At 33.6% G+C, this 24,710-nt stretch carries 17 protein-coding genes and 3 tRNA genes; 7 read left to right on the forward strand and 13 right to left on the reverse strand.

Annotated elements, in window-relative coordinates; genetic code table 11:
* Positions 1–126: 126 nt before the first annotated feature.
* From ACNQGJ_RS06230 to ACNQGJ_RS06250, 5 genes are all read right to left on the reverse strand, one after another.
* Positions 127–1,029 carry an N-acetylmuramoyl-L-alanine amidase gene (locus tag ACNQGJ_RS06230; protein ID WP_417972253.1) on the reverse strand — a complete coding sequence of 301 codons (903 nt, stop codon included), beginning with the start codon at positions 1,027–1,029 and terminating at the stop codon, positions 127–129.
* Between the two features lie 33 nt (positions 1,030–1,062).
* Positions 1,063–1,536 (reverse strand): hypothetical protein, encoded by a 474-nt coding sequence (locus ACNQGJ_RS06235; protein ID WP_417972255.1) that lies wholly within the window; start codon positions 1,534–1,536, stop codon positions 1,063–1,065.
* Between the two features lie 39 nt (positions 1,537–1,575).
* Positions 1,576–2,889 (reverse strand): 30S ribosomal protein S12 methylthiotransferase RimO, encoded by a 1,314-nt coding sequence (gene rimO, locus ACNQGJ_RS06240; RefSeq protein WP_417972257.1) that lies wholly within the window; start codon positions 2,887–2,889, stop codon positions 1,576–1,578.
* Between the two features lie 205 nt (positions 2,890–3,094).
* Complete coding sequence (locus ACNQGJ_RS06245) at positions 3,095–4,672, reverse strand: OmpP1/FadL family transporter (RefSeq protein WP_417972259.1); 1,578 nt, start codon at positions 4,670–4,672, stop codon at positions 3,095–3,097.
* Positions 4,673–4,715: 43 nt separating this feature from the next.
* Positions 4,716–5,741, reverse strand: coding sequence for a hypothetical protein (locus ACNQGJ_RS06250; RefSeq protein ID WP_417972261.1), 1,026 nt, complete (start codon positions 5,739–5,741; stop codon positions 4,716–4,718).
* Between the two features lie 100 nt (positions 5,742–5,841).
* On the opposite strand from ACNQGJ_RS06250, the gene proS reads away from it, so the two are divergent.
* The 5 genes from proS (at position 5,842) to rpsT (ending at position 7,985) form a co-directional block, all read left to right on the forward strand.
* Positions 5,842–7,320, forward strand: coding sequence for a proline--tRNA ligase (gene proS, locus ACNQGJ_RS06255; protein ID WP_417972263.1), 1,479 nt, complete (start codon positions 5,842–5,844; stop codon positions 7,318–7,320).
* Between the two features lie 78 nt (positions 7,321–7,398).
* Positions 7,399–7,470 (forward strand) — tRNA-Glu (locus tag ACNQGJ_RS06260).
* Positions 7,471–7,517: 47 nt separating this feature from the next.
* Positions 7,518–7,589, forward strand: a tRNA-Glu gene (locus ACNQGJ_RS06265).
* A gap of 40 nt (positions 7,590–7,629) precedes the next feature.
* Positions 7,630–7,701 (forward strand) — tRNA-Glu (locus ACNQGJ_RS06270).
* Positions 7,702–7,733: 32 nt separating this feature from the next.
* Positions 7,734–7,985, forward strand: a complete 252-nt coding sequence (gene rpsT, locus ACNQGJ_RS06275; protein ID WP_091166799.1) for a 30S ribosomal protein S20 — start codon at positions 7,734–7,736, stop codon at positions 7,983–7,985.
* A 69-nt stretch (positions 7,986–8,054) separates the two neighbouring features.
* On the opposite strand, the gene ACNQGJ_RS06280 is transcribed toward rpsT, so the two are convergent.
* A complete protein-coding gene (locus ACNQGJ_RS06280) occupies positions 8,055–8,462 on the reverse strand; it encodes a response regulator (RefSeq protein WP_417972265.1) in 408 nt (135 codons plus the stop codon).
* The gene (locus tag ACNQGJ_RS06285) at positions 8,462–10,177 is read right to left on the reverse strand and encodes a PAS domain-containing sensor histidine kinase (protein WP_417972267.1); all 1,716 of its coding nucleotides are present in this window, start codon (positions 10,175–10,177) and stop codon (positions 8,462–8,464) included. Before ACNQGJ_RS06285 ends, ACNQGJ_RS06280 begins: the two co-directional genes overlap by 1 nt.
* Positions 10,178–10,350: 173 nt before the next feature.
* Between ACNQGJ_RS06285 and typA the strand changes: the two genes are divergently transcribed.
* A complete protein-coding gene (typA, locus tag ACNQGJ_RS06290; RefSeq protein WP_417972268.1) occupies positions 10,351–12,147 on the forward strand; it encodes a translational GTPase TypA in 1,797 nt (598 codons plus the stop codon).
* Positions 12,148–12,330: 183 nt separating this feature from the next.
* Here the strand turns inward: typA and ACNQGJ_RS06295 are convergent, their stop codons facing one another.
* The 6 genes from ACNQGJ_RS06295 to ACNQGJ_RS06320 all read right to left on the reverse strand — a co-directional run bounded on the left by ACNQGJ_RS06295 (position 12,331) and on the right by ACNQGJ_RS06320 (position 23,212).
* Positions 12,331–16,806, reverse strand: coding sequence for a T9SS type B sorting domain-containing protein (locus ACNQGJ_RS06295; protein WP_417972269.1), 4,476 nt, complete (start codon positions 16,804–16,806; stop codon positions 12,331–12,333).
* Positions 16,807–16,830: 24 nt separating this feature from the next.
* On the reverse strand, positions 16,831–19,161 hold the full coding sequence (locus tag ACNQGJ_RS06300) for a choice-of-anchor L domain-containing protein (protein WP_417972270.1): 2,331 nt from the start codon (positions 19,159–19,161) through the stop codon (positions 16,831–16,833).
* Between the two features lie 11 nt (positions 19,162–19,172).
* Positions 19,173–20,009: an ABC transporter permease gene (locus ACNQGJ_RS06305; protein WP_417972271.1), complete on the reverse strand. Its 837-nt coding sequence runs from the start codon at positions 20,007–20,009 to the stop codon at positions 19,173–19,175.
* A 3-nt stretch (positions 20,010–20,012) separates the two neighbouring features.
* Positions 20,013–20,924 carry an ABC transporter ATP-binding protein gene (locus ACNQGJ_RS06310; RefSeq protein ID WP_417972371.1) on the reverse strand — a complete coding sequence of 304 codons (912 nt, stop codon included), beginning with the start codon at positions 20,922–20,924 and terminating at the stop codon, positions 20,013–20,015.
* Positions 20,925–20,991: 67 nt separating this feature from the next.
* Positions 20,992–21,393, reverse strand: a complete 402-nt coding sequence (locus ACNQGJ_RS06315; protein WP_417972272.1) for a response regulator — start codon at positions 21,391–21,393, stop codon at positions 20,992–20,994.
* Positions 21,383–23,212, reverse strand: a complete 1,830-nt coding sequence (locus ACNQGJ_RS06320; RefSeq protein ID WP_417972273.1) for a PAS domain-containing sensor histidine kinase — start codon at positions 23,210–23,212, stop codon at positions 21,383–21,385. Before ACNQGJ_RS06320 ends, ACNQGJ_RS06315 begins: the two co-directional genes overlap by 11 nt.
* Positions 23,213–23,613: 401 nt before the next feature.
* On the opposite strand from ACNQGJ_RS06320, the gene ACNQGJ_RS06325 reads away from it, so the two are divergent.
* Positions 23,614–24,681 carry a hypothetical protein gene (locus ACNQGJ_RS06325; RefSeq protein WP_417972274.1) on the forward strand — a complete coding sequence of 356 codons (1,068 nt, stop codon included), beginning with the start codon at positions 23,614–23,616 and terminating at the stop codon, positions 24,679–24,681.
* Positions 24,682–24,710: the final 29 nt, after the last annotated feature.

Raw genomic sequence — 24,710 nt, forward strand, 5'->3', positions numbered from 1 at the left:
AGATTTTCGGGGTACTACAAAAGTGTATTTTTGGGTAAATTATAGAAGTTTGAAAAGTATTTAAATAAAAAACGGTTCTTTGAAAGATTCAAAAAACCGTTTTTATATGTATTATAACTAAAATGCTTATTGTTTTTTATAAATTGAATAAATGGTGTTTATTGTTTTTTCATCCAATACATCATTGACTTCCGTTTGAATATAATGTAATTTAAAAGCAGTTATTGCAGCAGGGAGATTTTTAGTATCATATCCTATAATTTGCAATCCTTGTTCTACATTAAAATCAGTCGGAGCAGTTTCTAAAATCTCATCAGACCAAATACCAAAACCCTGGTCTGCTAATATTTTCCAAGGAAACAATTGGCTGGGATCCTTTTTTCTGGTTGGTGCAATATCTGCATGACCAATAATGTTTTGAGCAGGAATATTGTAATCTTTTTTTAGCTTGGTCAAAAGCGCCAGTAAGCTATTGATTTGTAACTCGGAAAAAACTTCTGATCCATTGTTGTCTAATTCAATTCCTATTGATGTCGAATTAATATCAGTGTTTCTTCCCCAAGTGCCAGCACCTGCATGCCACGCTCGTAAATAATCATTTAGCATCTGAACTACTTTTCCATCATCTGAAATTAGATAATGAGAACTCACTTGAGATTCTATTTTTGTGAATGTTTTTAGTGTTTGTTGTAATGAATCCTGTGCAGTATGATGAATAATAACGAAATTCGGTTTTCTTAAATTAAAATTTACGGTTCCTATCCATTCTGTATTAACACCATTTTCCAATGGTGTAGATCCCATTTTAAAAAGAGTATCTTTATAAGTATGCAGCTGTTGTGTGTACAATGTGTCAATGTTTATCTCGACATGCGGAATTACAGGTAAGGGTTGCGGATCTTTGTTAGAAATAGTTTTAGTTAAAGTTTTGAGCTTAGAATCATAAATTTTTTCACTCTTTTTGTAAGGATTTGTGGAGCATGAAGCAGCGATAACTGCCATAATAAGGTAATAATAAGTTTTTCTCATGTAGGTTTTCATTTAGAAACAGGCTCAAATCGATTAATTAGATTTTTTTTTAGATTTCGATTTTCTAGGGTTTTTAGCTTCTTCATTTAAAGCAATATATTTTTCCTTTTGCTCTTTGTTTAATAATTCCATTATCTTTCTGTCCGTAGTTTCTGAAAGAACTTTAATGTTTTTTATTTTTTCATCTTGGCTGACTTCTGCTTTTATGAGCATGCCTTGTGTTTTTATGCTTTCGATCAAAATGTTAGAAATCGCAATTTCCTGAAGTGCATCCAGAATAAGTTCCGGTTTTATTCGCTCCATGATTTTACCAACCGTAACTTCCACAGGAATTTCTTTTGGCTTGTCAGGAGTTCTGGGTTGATCCATTGCGCTATTCATTCGACGATTACTTCCATAACCATTTCCGTAACCGTTTCCATATCCGCCATTTCCATATTGTGCAGTACTTATATTTGTTGATAATACTGCAAATGCGATGATTAATAGTGATTGAAATAGTTTCATATTTAGTTTTTAAAATGGATTAAAATCGTCTTTAGGAAATTATGCTGGTTCGCCGTACAAATCAAATTCTGTTGCTTCAATAATTTTTATCTGAACAAACTCACCTGTTTTTACATAATGTTTTGAGGCATCAATCAAGACTTCATTGTCAACATCTGGACTGTCAAATTCAGTTCTTCCGACAAAATGTCCGCCTTCTTTTCTGTCAATGATGCATCTAAATATTTGTCCGACTTTCTCTTGGTTTAAATCCCAGGAAATTTGTGACTGTAGTTCCATAATTTCGTTAGCACGCTCTTGCTTTACAGTATCTGGAACATCATCTTCCAGTGCGTAAGCATGCGTATTTTCTTCGTGAGAATAAGCAAAACAACCCATTCTGTCAAACTTCATTTCTTGAACAAAATCTTTCAATATGTTGAAATCCTCTTGTGTCTCTCCTGGATAACCTACGATCAAAGTCGTACGAATAGCCATTCCGGGAACAGCAGCACGGAAATCTTTCAGCAATTTTGTTGTTTTCTCCCGAGTAGTTCCGCGACGCATTGATTTTAAAATAGAATCTGAAATGTGTTGCAACGGAATATCAATATAATTACAAATTTTAGGCTCGCGCTTCATGATTTCCAGAACATCCATCGGAAAACCAGTAGGGAAGGCATAATGAAGACGGATCCATTCAATTCCATCTACTTTAACTAACGCTTCTAATAATTCCCCAAGAGCTCTTTTTTTGTAAATATCTAAGCCATAATAGGTTAAATCCTGAGCGATTAAAATCAATTCTTTTACTCCGTTCTTAGCTAATCCTTCGGATTCTTTAACTAATTTTTCAATCGTTTGGGAAACATTTTTTCCTCGCATTAACGGAATTGCACAAAAACTACAGGGTCTGTCACAGCCTTCTGAAATTTTCAAATAAGCATAATTCTTAGGCGTTGTAGTCAATCTTTCTCCTAATAATTCATGCTTATAATCCGCTCCTAAAGCTTTCAATAATTGTGGTAACTCTGTAGTGCCAAAAAACTGATCTACATTTGGTATCTCTTTTTCTAAATCAGGTCGGTATCGTTCCGATAAACATCCGGTAACAAATACTTTGTCCACCAATCCTCTTTCTTTCTTATCAGCATATTCCAAAATCATATTTACTGATTCTGCTTTAGCATTATCAATAAATCCGCATGTATTTATTACAATAATATTTCCTTCTTCGGCTTCTGGCGCTTCATGTGTAACATCTTTTCCGCTGGCGCGAAGTTGTCCCATCAGCACTTCACTGTCATAGACATTTTTCGAACACCCAAGAGTAATTACGTTGATTTTATTCTTTTTTAAAGACTTAGTTCTCATAACATTATAATCCCGATAATTTGGGAATTTTGCAAAATTACAATTTTTATTTTTAGGACCATAAATCTTTAGGGTTTTTATGGAGCTATTCCTGCTGTACGTTGCAATCTCCCGAAAAAACGGGAGGATTTCCACTGCCATCAGGGCTAAAAAAAATCCGTTCCAAGATAGCGAAACGGATTTTAAATTTTATTTCTCGGAATGATTACAATTCAAATGCCAATGTTAATGAAATATTATTGTTTATAGCATCAATACTGGCGCCATCTGTAAATCCTTTATTAAAAAATCCTTGTTGTGAATTTCTTTTAGCGTAAGAATACGCTAAATCTACTTTGGTAGAACCAAAGCTGTATCCGATACCTGCTGAATAACCGGTTAAATCTCCTACTGTTACGGCATTTTTATACGGACTTTGTTCGTAACGATATCCTGCTCTTAAGCTCAAAGCTTCAATTTTATACTCAGCACCTATTCTTAATTCGCCTGTTGTGTCTAAAATTGAATTCATCTCACTATTTAAATCAGTAAAATACGGATCGTTTTCAGGTTTAAATTTAGTACTGCTGTAATCTTTAATAGCATAATCAACGCTTATTAAACCAGATTTTCCAAAAACATAAGCAAAACTTCCAGTTAGTTTGCTCGGCGTTTGTAATTTATATGGTTCGTAAATATTAACCACTTGAGGATTAACCATGTCATTTGTATTGTCAGCATTCGTTGCACTGCTTACTACATTGAGTCTTTGTGATAATTCATCGTTTAATTTATACCAAGTAGAAGATTCGTAAGCCAGACCTAACCGAATTTCATCAGAAACTTTTGCGATAGCTCCCAATTGAAAAGAGAAACCCGTTCCGTACGTATACAAGTCGTTTTCAAAACTCAATCGAGACACTGTATAATCTGACGTTAATGGAGCATCGTTATCTTCGTAAAAAGTAGATGATTTGTGAAAGTCAGTAAAATGTGAATTCAAATTTAATCCTAAGTACAACTTATCATTATATGATGTTGCAGCATTAAAAGAGAGTTTTCCGTTGTATCCAGTGCTGTAAATGGAGTTTTCTTGGTAATAACTACCTCCGGCAGGAACATTTGAAGTGTAAGGAGAATTATTAGTTTGATCAACTGCATTAATAACAAAACCTTGGTAGCCTAAAAATGCCTGTTGCGCTGCAAATCCATTTAAATTTGGATACTGATTATTAGGAAGGTTGCTTCCTAAAAATGAGTATAAGTCCGAAATTGATTCTCCGGAATTTGTATTTACAAATTCTTGAGGTACTGGAGCGCCATTATTGGAATTGTTGGCGTAACTTAAAAAATAGTCCCCTATGGAATTATTTGGGTTGGTTCCGGCCGAAAAGAATCCGTTGTCAAAATTAGAAATGTTTTCGTAATTAACACCTAATGAAATCTTTTTCCAATTACTATTTGAATTTTTATTATTAAAAATAAAAACCGCACCAGCTTGATTCAAATCAAAAGAATTGTTTTTCTCACTTGCTGTAGTTCCAAAATAATTGGACTTATTTTTTGTATCAAAATTACTTAAGGTAAGTGCCATTTGATTGTTTGTAAATACTGCAGAACCCGCAGGATTTACATTTAGCGAGGACAAATCACCACCAAGAGCTCCAAAAGCACCGCTCATGGCTCTAAAACGAGCTGTTCCATTCAGGTTATCCTGAGTGTAACGCATGGCATCTGAAATTTCTTGTGATTGGACAATGCTTACAGAGAAGCCTACAGCTAATAAAAATATATATTTTTTCATTTCTAATTTGTAAGTTTAGTTTCTTATGAATATTGCAATACTATTATCCTCTGCCACCTCTTCCGCCACCGCCGGATGATCTACCACCGCCACCGCCACCAGAATTCCTAGAATTATTTGAGCTAGGACTGTGTGATCTGGAATTGTTATCGTTGCTAGAACTTGGAGAATACGATCTTTGCGTTCTATTATTTTCGTAACGATTGCTATTCGTGTTCGATCTTCTGCTGGGTGTATTATTGTTGTTTTGATTTCTTGAAAACGTTGGCCTTGTATTATTGAATCCGTTTGTAGTACTTCGTTGTCTTACATCACTGTTCGTATTTCCGTTATAATTTGAATTGTTTCTTCGGTTAACGCTATTGCTTTGGTTTCTAGAGGAATTAGTTGCATTTCGGGAGCTGTAATTTCTATCACTACTTGTGGTGGTAGTGGTGGAGGAACCTCGTCTTCCTGAATTGGATGAATAGGATCGGTTGTTATAGTAATTGGAGTTACCCCAATTATTTCCATACCCATTATTCCAACCCCAATTATTTCCATACCAGTTATTCCATCCCCAATTATTACCGTACCAGCTGTTTCCATACCAGTTATTCCAGCCAAAGCCAATGTTCATACCCCAGCCGTAACCGCCGTTCCATCCCCAGTTATTTCCATACCAGTTATTTCCGTACCAGTTATTTCCATACCAATTGTTCATTCCCCAACCGGTATCATAAACATTGATACTTACGCTTTGGGGATTACTGCCCCATCCGGGGTAGTTAGAGTCGTTGTATTGCAACGAATCATTTTCTAAATTGTAATCGTTGTAATTGTTTACATCGGTTAAGATTTCGACAGGTTGATTGTTGTTCTGTAAAGATCCAAAGTAATCTCTATATTGATTATTTGGATCATTTTGAGTATTTGTGTCTGGTGCTCTATTTGACGTGTTACCATAGATTCCGTCAGAATCATAGTAAGAGCTGTTTTGGTACGAGCCACAAGATGACAATAAGACACTCAGAAATCCAACAATGTAATACATTGATGAATTTTGTATGGAAAGAGTTCTACGTTTCATATATATGGAGTTTTTATTGTTGCACATTACAAAAATAGTTAGTTTTGCTGAATTATTTATTTAAAATTATAAACGCAAAATTTGTGCCAAACTATTCAATATGAGTAAGAACCTAATTACAAGATCAGAAGATTATTCAAAATGGTATAACGAGTTGGTTGTCAAAGCCGATTTAGCCGAAAATTCAGGAGTTAGAGGCTGTATGGTTATCAAACCTTACGGGTATGCGATATGGGAAAAGATGCAGGCAGAGTTGGATCGAATGTTTAAGGAAACGGGACATCAAAACGCATATTTCCCTTTGTTTGTTCCAAAAAGTATGTTTGAAGCGGAAGAAAAAAACGCGGAAGGGTTCGCAAAAGAATGTGCCATTGTAACTCATTATCGATTAAAAAATGATCCTGACAGGCCAGGGAAATTAATGGTTGACCCCAATGCAAAATTAGAAGAAGAATTAATTGTTCGGCCTACAAGCGAAGCTATCATTTGGTCTACATACAAAGGTTGGGTACAATCCTATCGAGATTTGCCTTTACTGATTAATCAATGGGCAAACGTGGTGCGCTGGGAAATGAGAACCAGATTGTTTTTAAGAACGGCAGAGTTTTTATGGCAAGAGGGACATACTGCCCATGCAACAAAAGCAGAAGCGTTAGAGGAATCTGAAAAGATGATGAATGTATATGCTGATTTTGCCCAAAATTTTATGGCGATTCCTGTTGTAAGAGGAACGAAAACTGAAACCGAACGTTTTGCGGGAGCCGAAGAAACGTATTGTATCGAAGCCTTAATGCAGGATGGGAAAGCCTTGCAGGCCGGAACGTCACATTTTTTAGGTCAAAATTTTGCGAAAGCTTTTGATGTTAAATTTGCAAATGCTCAAGGAAAGCAAGAACATGTTTGGGGAACATCTTGGGGTGTTTCTACTCGTCTGATGGGGGCATTGGTGATGACGCATTCAGATGATCAAGGATTGGTATTGCCTCCGAGCTTAGCACCGATTCAAGTTGTGGTTGTTCCTATTTACAAAACAGACGAGCAATTGGCAGCGATAACCGCTGAGGTAAATGTTTTGACAGCGTCTTTAAAAAAATTACACATTTCTGTAAAATTTGATGACAGGACCACTCAAAAACCGGGTTTTAAATTTGCTGAATGGGAATTAAAAGGTGTGCCGGTTAGGATAGCTGTAGGTCCAAAAGATTTAGAAAATGGAACTTTTGAAGTTGCAAGAAGAGATACGTTAACTAAAGAAGTAGTTTTTAAAGATGAAATTGCAGCTTACATCAGTAATTTATTAGAACAAATTCAAAAAGAATTGTTTGAAAAAGCATTAAATTATAGAGATACACATATTACTGAGGTAAATAGTTTTGAAGAGTTTAAAGAGGTTTTAGATCGTAAAGGAGGTTTTGTATCAGCACATTGGGATGGAACTGCAGCAACTGAGGAGAAGATTAAAGACTTAACTAAAGCAACCATCAGATGCATCCCTTTAGACCGAGTAGAAGAAGCGGGAAGCTGTGTTTTTACTGGGGAAAGCTCAGTAGGTCGAGTACTGTTTGCGAAGGCATATTAAAAAAAAATAATTTTTTTTGCATGTACTATTGTACGTTTCAAAAATAGTTGTATTTTTGCATCCGCATTAGAGAAGCAGGGCCCGTTCGTCTATCGGTTAGGACGCATGGTTTTCATCCATGTAAGAGCGGTTCGATTCCGCTACGGGCTACTATTTTTATTGCAGGTTAAAGTTTTCCTGAACTTAGAGGGAAGTATGGCCCGTTCGTCTATCGGTTAGGACGCATGGTTTTCATCCATGTAAGAGCGGTTCGATTCCGCTACGGGCTACAATTTCAATATTTTAGATTGATAAAACTTAGGGGATAATGGTCCGTTCGTCTAGGGGTTAGGACGCCAAGATTTCGTCTTGGTAACAGGGGTTCGATTCCCTTACGGACTACAAAAAATAGTAAAAGATAAAAAAGCAATAAAATGGCAAATCATAAATCAGCTCTAAAAAGAATTAGAAGTAACGAAAAGAGAAGAGTATTAAACAGATACCAACACAAAACCACTCGTAATGCTATCAAAGCATTAAGAATAGCGACTGATAAAGTTGATGCTACATCTAAATTATCAAATGTTATTTCTATGATAGATAAATTAGCTAAAAAGAATATCATTCATGATAACAAAGCGTCTAATTTAAAATCTAAATTAACAAAACTTGTTGCTAAATTGTAATTACTACAATTTTTAAATATAAAAAAAGCTCTCAATTACGAGAGCTTTTTTTATGTCTATGATTTGGCATTATTCAAATTTAGTTTTTAAATAGTCCAGCATTGAACGGGTAATTGGTTTAGATAAGAAGTCAATTACCATTGGGTATTGTTTTGTTTTTTCTAAGTCTTCCGGGTCTATAGTTGAGGAAAGTACAACTACTTTTATAGTAGTATTGAATTCTGAAAATTCCGGGCTACTGAAATGATCCAGAAATTCCCAGCCACCCATTACAGGCATATTCAAATCTAAAAAAATTAATTGTGGCTGTTCGTTTGATTTGTTATTGGCACATCTGATAGTGTTGAAGTAAATGAGTGCTTCTTCGCCATTTTGAGCTGTTATTATTTCATTTGAAAACGATGATTTGATAATTACTTTTTTGCATAACATAAGTGTTATCGGGTCGTCATCAACGCATAAAATTCGATCTAGCATTATTGTTTGTTTTTAAATATTAATGTAAACGTAGTTCCCTTATTTACTTCGCTTTCGATTTCAATGGTTCCTCCCATTGTTTCAATTTGTGATTTTACGAGATATAGGCCTAGTCCTTTGCTGTCAGGGTAATTATGGAAACGTTGATAAAGTCCAAATACTTTATCTCTATTTCTTTCTAAATTGATACCTATTCCGTTATCTTTAAAAACCATAACAACAGTGTCATCGATTTCATGGGTGGTAATGATTATTTTTAGCTTTCGGTTTTCGGATTTGTATTTTATTGCATTTGTCAAAAGATTCAACATTATGCTCTCTATATAAGCTTTATTAATGTTTAATATCGAAACTTTTTCGAAATTGAGTTTTATGATGGGTTTGTATAATTCGATTTGAAAACTAAGTTGACTAAAAACATTTTCAAATATTTCTTTTATTAAAACAGCTTCTTTTTCAATGGAAGGATTGTCTTTTATGATAATAACTTTTACTAAATCATTGATAGTGTCATTTAATAAATGAGTAGATTTATTAAAGCCATTTAAGATCTCTTTTAATTCTTGGTTTTCAATAGGAATATCTTCCAATAGGTTCAATAGCCCAGTTAGGTTTGATAATGGAGCTCTAAGGTTGTGCGAGGTGATGTAAGAAAATTGTTTTAAGTCTTTATTGTTTTGAGTTAATTCTCTAATAAGCTGTTCTTTTTCTTTTTCTTGCTTTTTTTCATCAGTTATGTCTCTTTGAATAGAAATCCAGTGCGAAAGTTCATTCTCTGAATTATATATTGGTATCATTGAGAAGCGAACCCAATATTCTTCTTTGTTTTTGGTTAGGCTGATTGTTTCTATAAGGCATTCCTCTTTGTTTTTGATGGAACTCAAAAGTTTTTCAAGTTCGTTGCGATCAGAATTTGGACTATTGAAAGGATCGGCGGATTTACCTGAAATTTCTTCAAAGTCATACCCCGACATGGAAGAAAAAGCCGGATTTACATAAATTATATTAGGTATTTTTCCATCAAAAGAACTTGCTTCGGTAATAATAATTGAATCTTTAGACTGTGTAAAAACGGTTTCTAGTAATTTAAGTCGTTGTTCTTCCTCTTTCTGTTTTGTGATGTCTTGAATGGCTCCAATCATTCTAACGGCTTTTCCAGTTTCATCTTTCAACAGAAAACCTCTGTCAAGAACATATTTATAGGAATTGTTAGCGCATTTAAAGCGATATTGATCTTGCCAGTTTTCGGTTTTTTGTTCGATAAAAGAGTAAAGTTTAATGGACATTTTGATACTGTCTTCGGGGTGAATTTTGTCAAACCACCACTTTGAACTATTACCAACTTCATTTTCTTTATAGCCGAAAACACTTTCAATTCCTTTATTCCAAGAAAAGCTGTCTTCTTGTATTTTCCAATCCCAAATAGTGTCACTGGTTGCTTTTGCTACAATATTGTATTGTTCATTCGATTCCTTAATTTCATCATTTGTATTTTTCAGCTTTTCAAAAATGGATATGTTTCGAGTGTCATTTTTTGATAAAATGAGTTTGAAAATTATGCCGGTCAGAAATATAAATAAAATGTCTTTTGTGAAAGTGTAAAATTGAAGGTTTGAATCAGAAATATAATGTAGTAATAATTTATGACTAATAATGGCTACAAACATTGAGATTAGAATGTAGATGATGATTATTTGATTGGTTTTGCTTTTCATTACTCAAATATAATTAATTATTGGTGAATTATTAAACAACATAAGTAACTTATTTTTCGAGATTTTTTTAAAAGTCTATTTCTGTGTCTAATGCGTTAAGAATATGTAAACTATTACATAAATATTTTTTATTGGAAAATAAAGTGTACCTTTGCACCCACAAAAAATCACAGATGGAATCTATTAGAAACATTGCAATTATTGCCCACGTCGATCACGGTAAAACAACTTTGGTTGATAAAATTATGTATCACTGTCAGTTATTTCGTGATAACGAGAATACAGGTGACTTAATCCTTGATAACAACGACTTAGAGCGTGAAAGAGGTATTACCATTACTTCAAAGAATGTTTCTGTAGTATACAAAGGAACAAAAATCAACATTATTGATACTCCTGGCCACGCCGATTTTGGTGGTGAGGTAGAACGTGTATTGAATATGGCTGATGGAGTTTGTCTACTTGTAGATGCTTTTGAAGGACCAATGCCACAAACGCGTTTTGTATTACAAAAAGCTCTTGACCTTGGTTTGAAACCATGCGTTGTTATTAATAAAGTAGATAAAGAAAACTGTACTCCGGAAGAAGTTCACGAGAAAGTTTTCGATTTAATGTTCGAATTAGGAGCAGAAGAGTGGCAATTGGATTTCCCAACTGTTTACGGGTCAGCTAAAAATAACTGGATGTCTGACCATTGGGAAAACGTAACTGATAATGTGGAAGCATTGTTAGATATGGTTCTTGAAAATGTACCAGCTCCAAAAGTTTCTGAAGGAACGCCACAAATGTTGATTACTTCATTAGACTTCTCTGCTTTTACAGGTCGTATTGCTATTGGTCGTTTGGAAAGAGGTGTTTTGAAAGAAGGAATGCCAATTTCATTATGCAAAAGAGATGGTACTATTATAAAATCTAGAATTAAAGAACTTCATACTTTTGAAGGTCTTGGTCGTAAAAAAGTGCAAGAAGTAGTTGCTGGAGATATTTGTGCGATTATTGGCGTTGAAGGTTTTGAAATTGGAGATACTATCGCTGATTTTGAAAATCCAGAAGCGTTACAAACAATTGCTATTGATGAGCCTACTATGAGTATGTTGTTTACAATTAATGACTCTCCTTTCTTTGGTAAAGAGGGTAAATTTGTAACTTCTCGCCATATTAGAGACCGTTTACATAAAGAACTAGAGAAAAACTTAGCAATGAAATTGGGTGAAACCGATTCTGCTGATAAGTTCATGGTTTTTGGTCGTGGTGTACTTCACTTGTCTGTTCTTATTGAAACAATGAGAAGAGAAGGGTATGAATTACAAATTGGTCAACCACAAGTTATCATCAAAGAAATTGATGGTAAAAAATGTGAGCCAATCGAGGAATTAACAATCGACTTACCAGAAACACTTTCGGGAAGAGCGGTAGAGTTTGTTACTATGCGTAAAGGTGAAATGCTGAGTATGGAAACTAAAGGGGAGCGTATGATTGTAAAATTTAATATTCCATCACGTGGAATTATTGGATTGCGTAACCAATTGCTAACTGCAACAGCTGGTGAGGCTATTATGGCACACCGTTTTATAGGATATGAGCCTTACAAAGGAGAAATTTCTGGACGTAACAAAGGTTCATTAATTTCTATGGAAAAAGGAAAAGCTATTCCTTATTCTATCGATAAATTGCAGGATCGTGGTAAGTTTTTTGTTGAACCAAATGCCGAAATTTACGAAGGTCAGGTTATTGGAGAAAATTCTCGTAGCGATGATATGTGTGTGAACGTGACGAAAGAGAAAAAACAATCTAACGTTCGTTCTTCTGGAAATGATGAAAAAGCTAGAATTATCCCTCCAATTATTTTCTCTCTTGAAGAAGCTTTAGAATACATTCAAAAAGATGAATACGTTGAGGTTACTCCGAAATCTATTCGTTTAAGAAAAATATATTTGACTGAAACAGATAGAAAAAGATTTAAATTCTAATTTTATAGTTTATACTAAAAAGCCATTCGAAAGAATGGCTTTTTTTATGCTTTTATAATTTTTTGTAGCGTCATTATTTATTAATACAGATTAATAATACATTATTAGTCATTCTGGTCACTAGAATAAAATCGTTTAAAAAATTAAATACAACTATTGAGATTATTTATTTTTTTTTGCTCTTTACCTCTTCAAACTAAAATGTCCTTTGGCTTCCCTGCCATCGTCTAATTTTATGGAATACCAATAGTCATCTGAAGGTAAGGGTAGGCCCAAAAATACACCATCCCAACCTTCACTGGAGGGAACAATCTGTTTTAAAAGCTTACCGTAACGATCGAAAATATAAATAATCGAATTTTTATTGAAATTTGCATTTACTCCTTTTACATTCCAATAGTCATTGTAACCATCTCCGTTGGGGGTAAAGAATTTTGGAACACCAATTACTGTTATTGTTTGCTTCACGGTTCCACAACCATTTTTATCATTAATGTAGATGTCATGAATTCCGGCTGGAACATTATCAAAAAAATTAGAGTCTTGAAAAGGCCCGGAAGGAGCGTCAAGACTATATTCATATTGACCTTGTCCAGTTACAGTTACCGTTACTGAGTTTATAGCTGATAAATCAATAATTGAAATGCTCCCTATTTCTGCTATATCCGAAGCGGTTACTTTTATAGTTCGAGTTCTACTACAGCCGTTAATGGAACTAACTTTTACGGTATAATCACCTTCTGCGTTTACATTCAATGTTGAGCCCGTTTCAGAGGTTAAAACAACGTTATCCTTTGTCCAGACATACGTATAGTCCGCACTGGGAGTGCCGTCCTGAATTCCAGAATCTAATTTCACAAAGAAAGTGGGAAGGTTAGAACAAACTAATTCATTTTCTTCGAAATCTTCATTGGTATCAATATCGGGTTTTGGATTTACTTTTAAAGTCACTCTTGGACTCAAACCATAACATGCATTATTAGAGGTGCTTTCCACCCGAACCCAAATTTTTTGTTCGTTTGGATATCTAATATTGCGGTAATTTGATGTGTTTGATATTTCATCATTCTCTGACAAAGCATCGGCTTCATTTTTATAAAACTTTATCGAATAAGAAGAACTCGATAAAGGAAGAATGGCTAAGATGTCAGTGGCTACACTGCTAAAATCAAAGGTTGCGATTCCATCAGTATCGTTATTTGCTGCTCCTAAGTCATCACAGGTATTAAAAGTACGAGTGAATGAAGCGGGAATTTGGGTAGTTGAAACCACTAATGTAATTTGAACTACACTAGTGCACCCGTTAGCATTTTTTACCCTTACCCAAACAGGCATGCCACCCGAAGTAGTATTTGTAAATGCCAAAGGATTAGAAATTAATTTTCCTAAATCAGCTGTTTCAGCTCCCGATTGTGACGTGTAATAGGTAAAAGCTTCTGATGTCGAATTTGACGATATCGCATTGTTTTTAACTGTTAAATTAAAATCAGAAAAGCCATCCGTATCGTCATCACATTGAACTATTGTGACAGTATTAACTACTGGTAACGTATAAATTGTCAAAGTAGTTTCGGAAGAAATCAAGCCACATGAATTTCCGATTTTATCCAGTTTCACTCTGTATTTATAACCATTCATTGCATTGGTAACTTTTATCAATGTTAAAGTTTTTGTTGTTGCATTCAGATAGTTTGTATTATTCAGGATGTTATTCCAATTTGTTCCGTCAGTTGACAATTGCCACTGATAGGTATTTCCGCCATTATCAAGAACTGTGATTGTTGTGCTTTCTAATTCACAAGTTGGCGCAACTTGAGGTTGAGAATTGATTTTTATTGGCGCAGCAATTACGTAATTGTTATTTGGAGTTGTATAACCTTGACCACTCGTGACTTTTCCTTTAACGTTAACAGTAACAGGATTGTTTCCTAATAATCCATCATTGTTAGGGTCATTAAAACCAGCTTCAATGACATCAAAACAAACATCATTGTCGCTATCCATATCGATGTAATTAAAAGTTAGATCAGAATCGGTATCAGTAATGGTATAATTTAGTTTACCACTATCTGGACTTGTTTCAAGTCCGTCAAATAAACCATTTGTACCAAAAGTAATAGGTGACCCATCTATAACTCCATCGTTATTACCATCAGTAGCAGTGCTTCCAGCTTCCTTTAAGTCATAAATCCCGTCGTTATCACTATCTAAATCCAATAAATCATATACAATAGGAAAAGTATTGAAAACATCATTGTCCGTATTAATTCGTATTAATCCAGGTTCAAAAGCATTATCCAGCCCATCTTTATTGGAATCAGATCCAGATAAAACTTTAAAACCTTTTCCTTGTGCTTCAATCGTGTCAGGGATTCCATCATTATCACTATCTAAATCTAATAAGTCTGGAATTCCATCAGAATCTGAATCAAAAATTTGAGTATGTTCTATAGCAAATGTTGCTTTGTTAATATTTACGTCAGATAAATTACTGTGAGAAAAAGTCAGTGAATTTGTTAAATAAGTTTTAAAATAGAATAAGCCATTTCCGGGAATTAATGGAGTTGTACTATTAAGTCTGAAACGGATTTCGAAAGAAGAAAATTCCTTTATGCCACTTTCATAAATTCCATCATAATTGGTGTCAATCAACAATTGGCCATTAGGGTCAATAACCGTAATAGTTTTGTCAGTTGGTACGCGTAGTATAAAATCACCATCACTATTCATATAATCAGTAATAGCTGTAGTTTGTGTTGAATTGTCTTGCGCTATATAACTAATGCGGATTGTTTCATTTTTTGTAAGATTCAGGGTGTATGCAACGCTATTTGTTTTCCCTGCAGGAACTTCTGAAACAAATCCATAAAATGGTTTTCCAATAATCGTTCCGCTTCCTGTAATTGTCGCAGTGTAATCAACACTTGAGGTGGTGTTTGACTGGTTTAAGTTAGAAACAGCCGCTTCCCAATTATTTATGATACCATCATTGTCTAAATCAATATCGATGTTATTATTTGTTCCGTCATTATCTGAATCCAAAGGACAGGTACTCACCGGAATTTTATCGGAGAAAATTGGATCTGCATTGGGACAACCAGTGATACTACCTTTTACTTGATAAAAACCGGGTTGAGTAGGTGTGTGCGAATTTATAGTGGCTCCAATAATTGGATTGTCGTTGAAATACCACTGAAAGGTATCATACGAGGATAAAGTACTAATTTTTAAAACAACATTTGGAATGCATGCCGCGTTTAAAACTGTGATTTTATCAGTTATAATTTCTGGTTTCGTGTCAAATCCGGAGTAGTAACCTCCATAAGTTGCCGCACCATTTGTTCCAAAGTAAGAAACATAAACTTGTTTTGTGGATTTTACAGCAATATTCCCCGTCAGGTTAGATACAGTGTATCTCACATAATCTATAGTTCCTGTTATGGCAACTGGAGGGCTTGAAATAGGAAAGTTGTTTATGGTTACAATAGCCCCAGTTTCAGTCACAATATTTAACCCACCATTGTAAAATGTATTTCCTATCGATTCAATTAAAGGAATATTGTCAACGATATTGGGTGTCGCACAATTTAAGGGTGGTACAAAAAATAAATTTTGATTTGCAGGTGAAAAATTTCCTCCAATACTTTGGTAAGCAGAAACGTTTTCGGAAGTTTTAACATATAAATTGCCGTCTATAAATTGACTTCCATCAAGTACAGTATATTGTCCTTTACTAAGAGTAGCGGTAGGTGCTGCAGAACCATTAATGAAAATTTTGGTATTATCCACATTTGCAATTAATAAAACCCGTTCTAATTCATCAGTTCCAAGCCCTTTTACAAATATGTATTCCTTACCGGTTTTTTCGGTTGGAACAATTTGGTCAAAACCTACATCTCTGCCAACCGGATTACCTTGAGCATTAACGAATGTACTGTTACTTCCGCCAAACGAACCTGAATTGACTACTACAGGTTTATCCGATTCCACCAGCGCACCTATCATAGTTGAACTGTTAGATATAGTGTTGCTGTAATTTTCCAAAGCCAAAACATAACTTTGATTTTTACCTAAAGTAACGATTATAGGTCCAGTTACAGCGGTTCCATCTGATAGTATAGATCCTGTTGGAATGTTTGAAATAGTGACTTTAGTATTATTCTCTGTTGAAAGTATTGATGCAAAATTTAAAACACTTGAATCGTAAAGTGGATTTAGCATTGCTCCTAATCTAAATTCTTTGCCTAGGGCGCTGTTTCCTTTTGATACCAGTCCGCCAGCATGATTAAAATTCCCATTTTGGGTTAAGCCTGCATTTACCCTGACACTTACATAAATTAAATCTTCAGCTTCAACAATATATCCTTTGTTAGTAACAATTCCAATACTAGTTTTTGGAGTAAATAACTGTGTGTTTTCTCCTTGACCAATGGAATAAATATAGGGAGTAGTATTGTTAACTACACCAGTTGTTACGCTGCCGCCATTTGCTATAATTTTAAAATTAACATTGGTGCGGCTTGGTGTAGAGATATATAAATAATGATCCCCTGCTAAATTTGTAGCACAGGTTAACGGCGGAATATAGTGTGTCTTACTAAATTGAGCAAAGCAACTTATTGATAGAAAAATAAAGAAAATAAGTAAAGTTTTTTTCATGGGCTAAAAATAGGAAAATAACGATTATCTTTTTAATGTAAAATGACCTTTTATTATTTTGCCGTTTTCTAAATTTAAATGAAACCAATAATCATCAGAAGGTACTGTAAATCCATTGAAAGTTCCATTCCATCCAATGTCCGAAGAGAGAAATTGCTTCAGTAATTTTCCATAACGATCAAATATTGATACAGTTGATTCAGGTAAAAGATCCAGATTTTTAATTTCCCAAAAATCATTATATCCATCTCCATTTGGAGTAAAATAACGGGGATAATCCAATACATATATTTTAAAAGGAATCGATAATCCACAACCGTTTTTATCACGAGCATAAACTAAATATTCTCCGGGTGCAACCCCGTTAAATAGTGGATTATCCTGAAAATAAGAGCCGTCAATTGAAAATTCATAATTGCCTATTCCGGAATATTCTATCAAAACTGAATTTTCGTTTCCTGCAAAATCATTAATGATTGCTCCAGTGACAATTGCAATTCCAGATGCTGATACACTATATTTTTTTATTGCAGTACATCCATTTGTATTGGTAACTTTCACAGAATAATTTCCTGGTAAAGTAACTGTTATAGTATTCGAAATTTCTCCAGTAGTCCATAAATAACTAGAAAATCCGGCATCAACTATTAAGTTTGTGGAAGTTCCATTACACAAAGAAGTTGTTTCATCTTGAAAATTTATTGGGTCAAATGTTTTTACTATTAGAATTATGGGAGTAATTGCATAACAATCTGTACCGTTAAAAATTTTTGAGTAAATTGTTTGCTGATTTTGAATCGTATTTCTAAATATATTTGGTAATTGATTCTGTTGGGCTATTGCATCGGCGGGATTTAGATAATATTCTACTGTCAAACCGCCTGGTAAACCCGTTAGTACTTGAGGAGTTACTTGTACTTTTAAATCAAATAGTGATAAACTATCATTTGTACCATCAGTATCACAGGTTGTAATTGGATTTTGAACCGCAATAGCATTATTGGAAATAATCAGTTTTACTTCGGCATAATTTGCGCAGTTGAATGAATTGCTTACTCTTGCAAATACGGACTGGTTGATGACTTTGTTGCTGTACGTTGTTGAGTTTGTAATTGGGTTAATTTTTGCTTTAGCATCAGCCAAAGTTTCATAATAGACTACGGCACTTAAGTTACTCGCATTGCTTTTTACAGTGGCATCAGCTTTGGTTAAATTGAAAATAGATATTCCATCGGTGTCGATGTCGCATTGTACCAGTGTAGTGTCGTTTAAAATAATTTCTGGAGTATACTCGATTATTATTTCTTCGCTAGCGATACAACTGGGTGTCAATTGCACTTCAACTCTGTAGATTCCCGGACTTGTAACGGTATAATTAGAAAAGTTGTTTATAAATGCTACATTATCCTTATACCATTTGTAGGTATAACCTAAACTCGCAGATAGTTTGGTGTCAATACTAAAGCTTTCACCAAAACATATTGGATTGTTTGTTGCTAATAATCGGTCTGTTCCCAAATCAATTTTCGGCAAAAAACTACCTGCCTTGAGAAAAACTGCGGAGTCATAATATTGGTTTCTCTGATCCGCAATTACTAATTTCATATGGTATATTTTGCCGGGTTCAACTCTGGTTTGAGCAGTCAATATTTTGGTTTGTCCGGCATAATTTATGGGACTCGCAGCAGTATTGAATCCGCCAAAATAAATTTCGTTTTGCGGGCCACAATTTTTTATGGGTTCTGTAGAGTTTTGAATCGGATTAATTAAAGGGTGAATACTTGTTGATGCAACAGGAATGGAGGTGCCCGGAAGCAATGCTAAGTTTATATAAGAGGCTGTATTGATTTCTTTGATTAGAAAAGCAAAACCATCAGAATAGTTACAAGGAAAATCATCTTGGTATTCATTTGAAGCAAAGATATAATCAAAACTTATGAAATCTGTTAAAGCTGTAAAATCAAATTCTAAAACTGTCGCATTTAATGTATTTGTTATTCCTAAAGCTTGTTCTAAATCAATATCTCCTGACCAAGAAGAATTCCCGCCTCCCAGACTTCTTATAAATGAACCTTCGGATTTTTTGCTACTCCAAGTACTCAAAAGAACGCCCTCTGTAAAAGGAAAACTACCTCCTCGATTATTAAAATACCCGTAGCTGTTTTGACTACCGGAAAATGGATCTCCTTTTACTGAGAAATTAGAAACATTGGCGCAAGAACTATTTACTAAAATGTTTTCAACAAGTTGTTGCGCTGTGTATGAATCAGTTACTGAAATAGATTGCGCGGTTGCATCAAATACAGCGCAAGTAATAAAAATATAAAATAATATTATTTTTACACATTTCATCATGTGTAAAGATACTACAAATCTCTATTTTTTAATAATCGATACGAAAGGAAAATAAAAAGTACGGTCCAAAATAATACTATAATAATAGAGAATGCAGTTACATTGTACTCCTTGATATTGTCTAAACCAATTTGGGTTCCCAGGTTTTTTACGACAGATAATCGGCTAAATGGTTCTACTATTAAATTCGACATGGATTGTAACGGTAAAAACTGGGTAATAGATGATGCTGTATCACTTTTAGGGAATACTTTAAAGGTTAAAATACCATTGATAACTCCTTCGATAATATTCCATACTAAAAGAAATCCCAGTGCAAAAGCCGAACGTTTGACCAATATTCCTAAAAATAAACAAAAGGAGAAAAAACCAACTAGTTTGACAAAATAAGCCAAAAGGTATTCTAAATTAGAGAATATAATACCTATTTCAGTGTACGAAGAATAGCTAAGACCTAAAATGAGTGACATTATAAAAACAAAAATAGTGGAAACTGTTGCAAATAAAACGACAGTTATAAATTTAGACTGAATAAATTCTTGTTTACTCATGCCATCAATTAAGTTTTGTTTGAGTGTTCCATAGCTGTATTCATTTGCCATCATGGAGACAATTACTATTGCTAAAAACAGCTTCAACACGGCTGCGATATACGTGTTGAAATGCCAAATAAAAGGAAAGTTGAATATTCCCATCTCCGCTAGATGAAATTTAAAAATACCAAGATCAAATTTTATGGATGCTATTAAAGCAATGAAGGTTAAGAGAATAAAATAAGATAAAGTCAAAACCCGACTAGCTTTGTTTTTCCATATTTTCTGTAATTCTATTGAGAGTAATCTTTTCATGATTTAGTTTTTGAAAGTTGGATTAGAATTAGTCAGTTCTAAAAATTGTTCTTCTAAGCTGTTTTTGCGTTTTACCAAATGATTCAGTGTGATGTTTTTCTCAAAAAGAAATCGATTCAATTCCTTCGCTTCCAATTCATTTTTTAAATAAACTAAAACTTTCCCATCTTCATTTACTACATTTTTAACAGCTGGATGCGTTTTAACCGCTAGAATTAAATTTTCAATGTCATCCGCTTGTAATTCGAAAAATCCTTCATTAGCGGACATTCCATCAACTAAACCAGTGTATAAAATTTCTCCTTTTCTTAAAACCAAAACGTGTGTGCATACTTTTTCTACTTCGTCTAATAAATGAGAAGCGAGTAAAATAGTAGTCCCTTTTGATGCTATTTGTTTGATGATATCTCTAATTTGATGAATCCCTTGCGGATCTAAACCGTTTGTAGGTTCATCAAGAATTAAAATTTCTGGGTCATTCAGTAGGGCAGAAGCTATGGCTAACCGCTGTTTCATTCCCAAAGAAAAAGTGCTGAATTTACTGTTTTGTCGATCCACTAAACCTACTAATTCAAGTTTTTCATTGACTTTTGCAGAGTTGATTCCTTTAATTTTACAAACCAGCTCTAGATTTTCTTTAGCAGTCATGTACGGATAGAAATTAGGTCTTTCTATTATTGCCCCTACTTTTTTAAGGGCTTCATGTGTTTGCATTGAACCACTAAACCAGCTATATTCTCCTGAGGTTTTGTTAACTACGTTTAAAACTATTCCTAAAGTTGTTGATTTTCCGCTTCCGTTAGGACCCAGAATTCCGTAGACATTGCCTTTGTGTATGTCGAAGGTGACGTTTTTAAGGGCTTGTAGTGAGCCATAACGTTTATTGAGATTTTTGATCGAAAGTATCGTTTCCAATGGTATCATCTTTTTATATTTTCATATAGGACGATAAAGGAAGCCATTTGTTACTTCTTAATGCAAATTAGTTTAAATCACCTATTAATTTGCATAAAATATCTAATTTTTGAGTAGTTATAGGTTTCATTATATACTCTTTAACCACTTTGTACGTTGTGGCCATTTCAATATCTGCGGGGTCAATTGAAGAAGTCATAATAAAAATATGAATTTCTTTTGTTATTTGTAAAGAAATAAATTCGTCTAAAAACTGCCATCCATCCATGACAGGCATATTGAGATCGAGTAAAATTGCATCCGGCAGCTTCCCATTATCTCCCGCATTTTGTTTTAATTTCTTAATGGCATCTTGTGCGTTGTAAAACGACTCTATTTCTTCACAAAAATCATTTTTAGAAATGAGGATACTCATCAACTTTACGGTTAATTTGTCATCGTCTATGATGTATGTTAATTTATTTTTCATGTAAATAAATTTTAAAATTACTGCCTTCACCTACTTTACTTTCTACTTCAATTTTACCATCCATGGCTTCCAACTGATTTTTGGTTATAAACAACCCAATTCCTTTGGCATCCTCGTTGTCATGAAACGTTTTATACATTCCAAAAATTTTATGACCATTTTTTTCTAAATTTAATCCTAAACCATTGTCTTTGAAGTTTATGACAATATAATCTTTTATAATTTTATATCCTATTTCTAGGGTTGAATTACGTTCTAGAGATTTGTATTTTATTGCATTTGTAAATAAATTTAATAATATGCTGTCTAAGTAAGCGGGAATAGCAGTAACAGTTAAATTTTTTGGTATGGTGTCCGTTATTGTTATGTCACTTTCTTTTATAACTAAACTTAATGCCATTTTAGTTTTCTCAATTTCGTTTTTTAAACTAATTTTCGTTTTTTCAATATTTGTCTTTTGTTGAATGCAGATAATCTCATTCAGATACTCTATTGATTCAGACAGTTTTTCGGTTCCCTCTTTGAACAAATCAAAATAAGAAAGTTTATCATCAACGTTATCAGCATTTTCTATAACATCTACAATCATGGAGAGGTTGCTGGTATGCGAACGAATATTATGGGACACGATGTGAGTAAAATTAAATAATTTATTATTTTGGCTGCTTGTAACTTCTAAAAGGTTTTTTAGTTCTAATTCTTTTTCAATTCTGGACGTTACATTTCGTCCTACACCAATGAAATTGATAAAGTTATTTTGGCTATCAAAGGCTGTGGTAATATTGAGTTCAAACCAGTATTTTTCTTTGTTCTTAGTGTAATTGAGTATTGTGATTTTAATACTTTCTTTATTCTTGATCGCTTTTCTTACTAATAAAGTTGTCTGCACATCAGTTTCAGGACCTTTGGACAAATAGCCCGGTTTTTGTCCTATTATTTCTGCCATAGTAAAACCAGTCAGGTCTATATATGCTTGATTTGCCCAGACAGCAATTCCTTTTTTATCAGCAATCACAATGGTATCTGTCGTTTCGGATGCGGCAAGTGAAAGCAAATTCAATTTATTTTCAACGTTTTTTCTTTCACTAATATCTCGAATAAAACAAACCAAATAAGTGATAGTACCAACTTTAAACTTTTTACCGGAAGCAATCTCTACGGGAATAGATTTTCCGGATTTAGTCTTTATATATGTTTCAACTACTGTATATTTATTTTTTTGTAGATTATATTTTAGAAATAAACTGGCTTTTTTTCTAAATTCTTTTGGAAATAATTTAGAATTATGTAAGCCGATTACTTCATATATATCGTATCCAGTAAGTTCAAATGATCTGGGATTACAATCCGTTATAATTCCATTTGACGTGTCAATAATAAAAATGGCATCGTTGGCACTAGAAAAAATCGAGGAAAATTTTTCAACATTTAACTGTAATTCATTTATTAAATTTTGCTCATTTGTAATGTCTTGAAATGTACCCACTAGGTTCATTGGTTTTCCGTCAATAATTTCAACCTGACAGATACATTCGATATATTTAATGTTGTTTTTAGCAGTGGTAATCTGAAATTTTTCATCAAATGAAATCCCCTCACTGACTGCTCTTTCAAGTAGGATTTTTATTCGATTTCTATTCTCACCCTCTGTGTAGAAATTAATTCCGTTTCCATTTACAGGTTTAAAATCTTCTGGGACTTCAAGAATACACTTCGTAACAGCGTCCCAAGATACATCATGGGTAGCCACATTCATTTTCCAAATTCCAATTTTAGCTGATTGCGCAGCTTTGAAATAAAGTTCAAGCGTTTCTTCCATTAGCAGGGTTTAAATGTTTTATTAATCGTGGGGACAATCAAATATATAGTTTATATCTTACTATTGTCCTTTTTTAATAAAAAAACAGTCGAACCATAATTATATTTTATCACTCAAAATATAACTACTTGGTTTTTAGCAATTTACGATTTTAAATTAAGAATAAAAGTATAAAAAAATAAATTTTGTCTAATTATAAGGTAGTTGCAATTTTTACATAATTTTCACTCTTATTAATTGCTTTTCGATCAAAATATTTTGGACCTTTAAAATGAAACGGATGATCATTTCTAGAAAAAATTCATGCTTTTAATAGGGCAGGAGTTTACACTTATATATTTAAAAAGGAATAACCTTCAACGGAATAATTTATTGTAATTTTGTATCAAATTACTTTTCAAATGACCAGTGAGCCACTTATGCTTTTTAAAAAACCATCGTATCCAGTAAATAAATCACTGTTGGAATACTTGGAGCGTTTTGATCGTTTGTCAAAAGTTTCTATTTTTTACGATGATTTATTGCGCATTTCAGGTTCTGTGACCGTTTATGATAAAAATGATGAGGATACTTTATGGATTAGAGTATATTATACGGAATTTGAAAGACAAGAAATTGATTTGACACTAAAAAAAATATATTCCTTGTTGCATTCAGATGGTAATCTGGGAATTATTAAATTTTTGAATGTAGATTCTATTGATTACTGCACTTTTGGAAACTCTAAACCATTTCGAATTAAAGTCAGAAACATACTGAATGATAATTACACTCATTTTTATATTAAGAAAGCCGATGCTTCCCGTATTTACGGCCTTGAATTAGAGCATATTTTATCTCCTGATAAAATAAATTTTTTAGTGTATAAAGACACTTTGATCGAGGAACACATTATGGGAATTCCAGGAGATGTTTTTATAAAAACACTTCTGGCAGATTGTACCGAAACTGAAAAAGCGCAAATTGCAAAAGAGTTTGTGAAATTTAACGAGCGATGCATGATACGGTTATTGGGCGATATGCGTTCCTATAATTATGTAATTGTTCCTACGCATGATTTTGATCAAGTGGTTTATAAAATACGCGCCATCGATTTTGACCAGCAATGCTACGAAGGAAATTTTAAAGTCTACCGACCTCAATTTTTCAAAGAAAATTATCCAATGGTAAAATTGGTTAAAGACAAACTTCAAGACAGTTCAATCCAGCAGTACAAGGACGAAGAAAGAGCGGTTCTTGCCAAAAGAATTATTTCTGCTGAAAATCGTATTAAAAGGTTGTTAAAAATTATGGGGGCTGACGTGATCGCTCCACAAGAACATTTGAAGCATTTAAAATTAGAATTGTATCATTACACAAATGATTTGAATTTTAAAAAAGCAAAATCTATGGGTAATATTATGAGCGCTGCTTTTGAATTTATTACAAGAAACTTTAAAAATACAAATTTATTTAAAACAGGATTTTAGTCTTTTTATAACGTTATTATGTACTTCAA

It is taken from the genome of Flavobacterium cryophilum (assembly GCF_048286555.1).
Taxonomy (GTDB): domain Bacteria; phylum Bacteroidota; class Bacteroidia; order Flavobacteriales; family Flavobacteriaceae; genus Flavobacterium.